This is a genomic window from Streptomyces sp. CC224B (assembly GCF_030010595.1).
In the GTDB taxonomy this organism is placed as follows: Bacteria; Actinomycetota; Actinomycetes; order Streptomycetales; family Streptomycetaceae; genus Streptomyces; species Streptomyces longispororuber.
The window spans coordinates 1-4,658 of the sequence record NZ_JASCXL010000218.1 but is presented as its reverse complement, the minus strand read 5'-3'; the positions used below and the strand labels follow the sequence as shown (position 1 = coordinate 4,658).

At 75.0% G+C, this 4,658-nt stretch carries 8 protein-coding genes; 5 read left to right on the top strand and 3 right to left on the bottom strand.

Going from position 1 to position 4,658, the window contains the following annotated elements; translation table 11 throughout:
• Window positions 1–274 precede the first annotated feature (274 nt).
• Both QK440_RS40795 and QK440_RS40790 read right to left on the bottom strand, forming a co-directional pair.
• Window positions 275–466: a hypothetical protein gene (locus QK440_RS40795; protein WP_282798321.1), complete on the bottom strand. Its 192-nt coding sequence runs from the start codon at window positions 464–466 to the stop codon at window positions 275–277.
• A 584-nt stretch (window positions 467–1,050) separates the two neighbouring features.
• Complete coding sequence (locus tag QK440_RS40790) at window positions 1,051–1,680, bottom strand: helix-turn-helix domain-containing protein (RefSeq protein ID WP_282798320.1); 630 nt, start codon at window positions 1,678–1,680, stop codon at window positions 1,051–1,053.
• Between the two features lie 214 nt (window positions 1,681–1,894).
• Between QK440_RS40790 and QK440_RS40785 the strand changes: the two genes are divergently transcribed.
• Genes QK440_RS40785 through QK440_RS40775 form a run of 3 tightly spaced genes read left to right on the top strand, consistent with a single transcriptional unit; the run spans window position 1,895 to window position 2,999 of the window.
• Window positions 1,895–2,113, top strand: a complete 219-nt coding sequence (locus QK440_RS40785; RefSeq protein WP_282798319.1) for a hypothetical protein — start codon at window positions 1,895–1,897, stop codon at window positions 2,111–2,113.
• On the top strand, window positions 2,110–2,478 hold the full coding sequence (locus QK440_RS40780) for a hypothetical protein (protein WP_282798318.1): 369 nt from the start codon (window positions 2,110–2,112) through the stop codon (window positions 2,476–2,478). The genes QK440_RS40785 and QK440_RS40780 overlap by 4 nt, the downstream gene beginning before the upstream one ends.
• The gene (locus QK440_RS40775; RefSeq protein ID WP_282798317.1) at window positions 2,475–2,999 is read left to right on the top strand and encodes a hypothetical protein; all 525 of its coding nucleotides are present in this window, start codon (window positions 2,475–2,477) and stop codon (window positions 2,997–2,999) included. Before QK440_RS40780 ends, QK440_RS40775 begins: the two co-directional genes overlap by 4 nt.
• 12 nt (window positions 3,000–3,011) lie before the next feature.
• Here QK440_RS40775 and QK440_RS40770 read toward each other — a convergent pair whose 3' ends face one another.
• Entirely contained in the window at window positions 3,012–3,275 is a 264-nt protein-coding gene (locus QK440_RS40770; protein WP_282798316.1) for a hypothetical protein, read from the bottom strand.
• Between the two features lie 308 nt (window positions 3,276–3,583).
• Between QK440_RS40770 and QK440_RS40765 the strand changes: the two genes are divergently transcribed.
• Together QK440_RS40765 and QK440_RS40760 are read left to right on the top strand one after the other, a co-directional pair.
• Complete coding sequence (locus tag QK440_RS40765; RefSeq protein ID WP_282798315.1) at window positions 3,584–4,021, top strand: hypothetical protein; 438 nt, start codon at window positions 3,584–3,586, stop codon at window positions 4,019–4,021.
• Between the two features lie 111 nt (window positions 4,022–4,132).
• Complete coding sequence (locus QK440_RS40760; protein WP_282798314.1) at window positions 4,133–4,528, top strand: hypothetical protein; 396 nt, start codon at window positions 4,133–4,135, stop codon at window positions 4,526–4,528.
• Window positions 4,529–4,658: the final 130 nt, after the last annotated feature.

The window sequence follows — 4,658 nt, the reverse complement described above, 5'->3', positions numbered from 1 at the left end:
GCCCCCTCTCCTCTCCCCCCTGCCCCCCCCCCCCCCCCCCCCCCCCCCCGCCCCCCCCGCGCCCCCGCCCGGGCCGGGCCCCCGCCCCGGCCCCCCCCCCCCCCCCCCCCCCCCCCCCCCCCCCCCCCCCGCCCCCCGCGGGGGCGCCCCCCGCCCCCCAGGTATGGCCCTCCCCGGTGGCGCCGGCCGTGCCCGCCCGGCGGGCTGCCGGCCCCTGAACGAGGGCAGGCAGGCGGTCCCGGGGGCGGCGCGGGGCCTGCAGGGCCTCGAGCGGCTACCGGCTGTCGCGCGCGTAGTTGTCCAGCGCGCGGTTCAGCCGGTCCTCGGCCAGTGCCTCTCCGGCGCTGTCGCCCTCGGCGCGCGCCTCCCGGACGTCGGCGAGGCGGGTCTCGATACGGCCCTCCCACACCTCCGGGGCGACGGGGATGTCGTCGGAGTGCTGGAACTTGCCCATCATGTCCTCCATCTGTGGAGTGACCTCGCGGCCGGTCGGCCGGGAGGGCCCCGGGCGAGATGCCGATCCGTCGCCATCGGGGTACTCCCAGAAGCTAAGAGAAACCCAATACACATGCAAGTGTTTGGGGTGGGGTGCGGCGTCATCCGGCCACGCCGTGCGGGCCCCCGGGCGCGAAGACGCTGCGCCCGGGCCCGCCGATCGCCCGCGGCCCGCTGCCGGATGGCGGGAAGAAGTGCTCGCCGCAGGGGAGCCGGGCAGTGACCTCGTCGTCGGGACCGGCCTCCAGGCCCACGCAGACCATCTGTGCAAGCCGCCGCGCGCCAGCCGGGCATGGCGCGGGGGCCTCGGTCGGGGCCGAAGGCCGTCGCCCCCGGGCACTGCCGTGTCCGTTCCGGGGCGGCAAGGCCCTCATTGCTCCGCCCGGCCCCGGCCCCGGCTCCGGCCCGGCTCCGGCCCGGCCCCGGCCCCGGCTCCGGCCCGGCTCCGGCCCGGCTCCGGCGCCGGGACGCGGGCGCGGGGCCGTTCGCCGCCAGGCGGGGTGGCGAACGGCCCGAGCGAAGGGGCGCCCACGCGCGCCCCTTCGCCGGAGGCCGCTACGCCTGGTTGGCCAGGCGGTAGCGGCGCGGGCTCTCGCCGACCAGGTCGGCCTGCCCCTGCTGGGTGAGCTTGGCCAGGGCGTTGGCGACCGCTCCGGCGCTGCGGCCGAGAGCCTTGGCCAGGCGCGGGGCGGTGACCTCGTCGTCGGGGTGGGCCTCCAGGTGCTCGTAGACCATCTGGCGCAGGCCGCCGCGCGCCAGCCGGGGGCTGGCCGGGGCCTCGTCGGCCTGCGGAGCCTCAGCCAGGGCCGGGTCCTCGTCGGCCCCGGCAGCCGCCGGGTCCGGCTCGGCGGCGGGCGTCTGGGCCAAAGCCGCCTGCGCGGCGGGTGCGGCCGTGTGCGGCGCCGCCTCGGCCCCCTCACTGGCGGGCTCCTGCGGCTCGGTTGCGGCCGGGCGGGGGTACCAGCGGTCGGCCGCCTGGCGGCCGCCGACCTTGCCCCAGCGCTCCCGGTGGGCCAGGTTGTGCGCCTCCAGGGCGGTGAGGGCCTTGCCTGCGGTGGAGGCTCCGATCCCGGCGGCCAGGGCGATCTCGGCGACCTTCGCGCCGGGGTTGTCCGCCAAGGCGGCGAGCGCCTTGCGCTGGGCGTTGGTCAGCTCGGCCGGGGCGGCGGCGGTCTCGGTCTGCATGGTCGTCCTCGTCTCGTTGCGTCGGGCAAGTGGGTGTCCCCGGCCGGGAGTTGGGCGGGCCGCGTGCGCTTCGCGGTGGGCCCCGCCGTGACTCCATGAACGCTCTGCCCGGGGCCACGAGTCAAGATCAATCCCCACCCTTATGCTGTTCCATGTGTATTGGGTTTCGTCTATGGTGGGGACACGGAACACACCCGGAGCGAAAGGGGCAGGCATGGCGACGACCGACACCGCGCACCTCACCGGCGCGGAGAGGATGGCGCTGGAACGCGAGGAGCACCGCATCGCGTACGTGGTCCGGCAGCTCAAGGAGGGCAAGTACGTCACCATCAGCAACGGGCCCGACGGCACGGTCACCGGCACCTGCGGCCACGACCCCCGCGTCGGCCGCGAGTGGCTCCTGAAGCTGGTCGAGCGGACGGTGCGGCCGTGACCGCCCCGACCCTCGAGCATCTGCGCGCCCTGCTCGCCGCCGAATTCGCCGACGCGGACGCCCCCGTCATCAGCACCGCCCTGCTGCTGCTCGACACCCGCACCGGGCGCGAGGAACTGCGCCTGTACACCCGGGTCGCCGCAGGCGACCCCCGCCACGAGGCGTGCGTCTGGTGCTCCGAGGACGAGCACGGCCCGTTCGCCACGGACGTGATCGAAGCGATCCACGCGCACCGGCTGCGCGGCTGGCGGCCGACCAGGGACGCCTTCGTCAATGGCGTCCTCCCTCTCGGCACGCGCCGCCCCCTCACCCTGATCGCCTGGGCGGTCAACGACCTCGACCAGGAGACGGAGGCTGGAGCATGACGACCCAGGCACGGGACCGTACGAGAATCACCCCGCGCCCGGTGGGCGAGGACTACACCCCCATCGACCCGGCGGACTTCGTCCGGGCCCGCGTGATGCGCGCCGACCAGGTCACCCTCGGCGACATGATCGTCGCCGCCTTCCCCGGCGCCCACGAGCCGGGCACCGCACCCGTCGACGCCGACCACTTCACCGACCCGTACCGGGCGATGCCCGGACCGGTCGACCCGGACTGCACCTGCCTGTGCTGCCAGAGCAACGGCTACACCGAGGCAGCCGACGGCCCACTGGTACTCATCACCGACGGCTTCCCCTGGGACGGCTGCGACGTCCACCCCGCCGCCGCCCTCCTGCTGGTCATCCCCTACCGCTGCGACTGCGGCTGCGACACCGCCCTGGCCGACGACTGCAGCGACTACGACTGGGACTCCGCCGTCTCCCTGCAGCACCTGCGGGAGACCGGACGCCCGCTCCGGCCCGGCGAGGCCCTCGCCGCCGCGCGCCGTGCTCCGTGCTTTTGAGGGCGCCCGGGGTCAGATGTCGTCGCCGAGGACCTTGCGGCGGGCCTCCACGGCCCGGCGGTTGAGGCGGTTGGTCATCGTCACCGCGGCGATGGTGGACAGGATGCCCAGCACGACCAGAAGCGTCTGGGTGACGACGCTGAGGACGGCCACGTCCTGAGCGGCTATCGCGATGCCGAGCATGATGAAACCACCGCAGAACCAGGCGAACCAGATGCGGAACTTCTCGACCCGCACGGCGCTCTGGACATCGCGGTAACTGGGCTCGTCGGACATGGACGTACTCCCCTCCCCGGTGGTGAGCCCAGCGTGCCGTGCGAGATGGCCGGGTGCTGCCGTCTTGATCGGGCTGTGACCTGCGGCGGCCCCCCGCCGGCATCCCGGTCACGTCACGCGGCCGCACGCATTCGGATCGACACGCCGCCGCTGCGGACCACCGCGGCGGCGGCTCCCCGTCCTGCACAGCGCCCCCTCGCGACCAAGGGCCCTCCTGTCCCCACGCGCCCCGGCCGCTCGCTCCATGCATGGCATGTGTATTGGGTACCGAGCTATGTTCTGTGCTTCCCCGACCCGGAGGTGCCGCCGTGGCTACGGACGACGAAGCCGCCCTGAACGCCGCGCTCGGCGAGGAGATCCTCGCCTACCAGATCACGGAACTCCTGCCGGAGCAGCGCGTGGTCGCCGACCTGGAGCTGGCCCGCTGCTCCGCCGCCCTCGTCGCGCACATCCTGCTGCGCCACGACCGCGCGGTGGCCGCGGTCCGCATCGAGGAGAACGGTGACCCGGACGAACGGGTCGCCACCGCCGCCATCTCGGCCGAGGGCGCCGAACGCGACCTGACCGACGAGGAGTTGGACCGCCTCGACGGCCTCGCCAGCAACCTCATGGCCAGCAACGCGGCCGCCTGGCGCCCGCTGTGCCGCGACGCCGACGACCGCCGCGGCGTGTACGTCCTGGACCTGGCCCGTGCCCTGGAGGCGGGGCGGGACGTCCTCGTGCGCCGGGCCGCGCGCTCTGGGTGACCCGGCCCCGGTGAAAAGAGTTCCCGGGACCCCCTTCCATCCATACAACGTGGCGTTGTAAAGTTGGGGGCGTAAGGACGAAGCACCGAAGCACCCACGAGAGGCGAGACCATGCAGACCACCGTCACCTTCGACAACGGCACCACCGCCCGCATCGGCCACTTCAAGGACACCGGCCACGCCCTGTACACCTTCGGCAACGACAGGATCCTGGTGAGACCGGCCTACTACGGCCAGCCCGGCCGCTACGACGTCGCCCTCAGCCTCGGCCGACCCGGCGACACCAGCGGCTACCGCCTCACCGGCCTCCACATCGGCGACTGGCTCCTGACCGGCACGGTCCTGGCCACCGGCCACGACTTCACACCGGTACCCCACCCGCACACCCCGAACGTGAACCCCCTGGCCGACATCACCGACCCGGCCGCCCGCCAGAACGCCGCCGACCACCTCGCCCAGATCGCCCAGCACTTCCACACCACCTTCGCCCCCGCCACCAGATGGTGAACGGCGGCGAACCCCCCGGGGCCCCCCCCCCCCCCCCCCCCGGGGGGGGGGGGGGGGGGGGGCCCCCCCACCACGCAGCACTAGCCCCCCCCCGGCCCCCCCCCCGCCCGCCCCCCCCCCCCCCCCCCCC

What these genes read in the sequence shown, in the direction of transcription:
- QK440_RS40795 (WP_282798321.1), bottom strand. Translation starts at nt 466, where the DNA reads ATGGAGGACATGATGGGCAAGTTCCAGCACTCCGACGACATCCCCGTC.
- QK440_RS40790 (WP_282798320.1), bottom strand. Translation starts at nt 1,680, where the DNA reads ATGCAGACCGAGACCGCCGCCGCCCCGGCCGAGCTGACCAACGCCCAG.
- QK440_RS40785 (WP_282798319.1), top strand. Translation starts at nt 1,895, where the DNA reads ATGGCGACGACCGACACCGCGCACCTCACCGGCGCGGAGAGGATGGCG.
- QK440_RS40775 (WP_282798317.1), top strand. Translation starts at nt 2,475, where the DNA reads ATGACGACCCAGGCACGGGACCGTACGAGAATCACCCCGCGCCCGGTG.
- QK440_RS40770 (WP_282798316.1), bottom strand. Translation starts at nt 3,275, where the DNA reads ATGTCCGACGAGCCCAGTTACCGCGATGTCCAGAGCGCCGTGCGGGTC.
- QK440_RS40760 (WP_282798314.1), top strand. Translation starts at nt 4,133, where the DNA reads ATGCAGACCACCGTCACCTTCGACAACGGCACCACCGCCCGCATCGGC.